Below are 513 nucleotides of genomic sequence, written 5' to 3'. Positions count from 1 at the left end.
GTACTCCGCCGCCGCCACCGCCCACGTCCCCGTCCCCGCCGACCTCCGTCGAAGACCCTTAACGCGCCGCGGGCCCCCGGGCCCGCGGCCCTGGAGGAGACACACCCATGACTGCCCCGACCCTTCCGGTGGCCGAACTCGCCGCCGCGGCCGACCCGGCGGCCCTCGACCTCACCGACCCGCAGACGTTCGACGACAACGACCCCCACGAGATGTGGCGGCCCTACCGCGCCCACAACCCGGTGTTCTGGCACGCCCCCAGGGGCGGCAACCCCGGCTTCTGGGTCTTCACCAAGTACGACGACATCATGGCCGCCTACCGCGACAACAAGCGGTACACCTCCGAGCAGGGCAATGTGCTCAGCACCCTGCTGCTCGGCGAGGACTCCGCCGCCGGGAAGATGCTCGCCGTCACCGACGGCCCGCGGCACCGCGAGATCCGCAACCTGATGATGAAGTCCTTCTCCCCGCGCGTCCTGACCCCCGTCGTGGAGAACGTCCAGAAGCTCACCG

At 71.0% G+C, this 513-nt stretch carries 1 pseudogene; it reads left to right on the top strand.

Features of this window, described 5'->3' with window-relative positions:
* Positions 1-107: 107 nt before the first annotated feature.
* A pseudogene (locus tag ACFWVD_RS29005) lies at positions 108-513 on the top strand (hypothetical protein); the annotation flags it as partial.

The sequence above is a fragment of the Nocardia sp. NPDC058666 genome, from assembly GCF_042714895.1.
Lineage (GTDB): Bacteria > Actinomycetota > Actinomycetes > Mycobacteriales > Mycobacteriaceae > Nocardia.
The sequence above is the reverse complement of the archived record's forward strand: the minus strand, read 5'-3'. Positions and strand labels throughout refer to the sequence as shown.